Annotated in this window: 1 protein-coding gene; it reads left to right on the forward strand. The window is 29.0% G+C overall.

Going from position 1 to position 558, the window contains the following annotated elements; translation table 11 throughout:
* Positions 1-410, forward strand: a 410-nt coding sequence (locus tag ACERCG_RS12215; RefSeq protein ID WP_373612312.1) for a DNA/RNA non-specific endonuclease, incomplete at its 5' end; no start/stop codon positions are given.
* Positions 411-558: the final 148 nt, after the last annotated feature.

The following is a 558-nucleotide window of genomic DNA, read 5'->3' on the forward strand; positions in this document are numbered from 1 at the left end:
AGCTAAGTAATGGAACTAAATTTAAGACAAATAATTATGGATATGTAGAAGAAATTTCATATTCTCCAATAGATATGAAAATGCCAAGAGATAAAAGACAGACTCAGGTTGGTAAAGAAGGATTACCAACAGATGTAGGAGGTCATATACAGGCTTGTAGTCAAGGTGGCACTTGTGATAGATATAATTTATTCCCACAAGATGCTAATTTTAATAACTCTGCATATAAAGTTTATTTTGAGAATATAATAAACAAAGCCGTAAAAGAGGGGAAAACAGTTAATGTAAACACAAGATTTATTAGACAGGATCCTAGTTCAAGTAGACCAGACAGATTAGAAGTAAATTATTCTATCAATGGTGTAGAACAAAAGCTATTAAGATTTAACAATGAGGCGAGTAAGAAATGATCAATGAAGAAGTTAAAATTATCAATAGAATATATGAGTCTGTTATGAAAATGGATAAGTATAAATATAATTCATTTGAGTATGAGTATGTGTTAAATAAAGATGAAGGTTGGGTTAGTATGGGGTTAATTTATAAATTAAATAATTC

It is taken from the genome of Mannheimia sp. E30BD (assembly GCF_041807785.1).
Classification (GTDB): Bacteria; Pseudomonadota; Gammaproteobacteria; order Enterobacterales; family Pasteurellaceae; genus Mannheimia.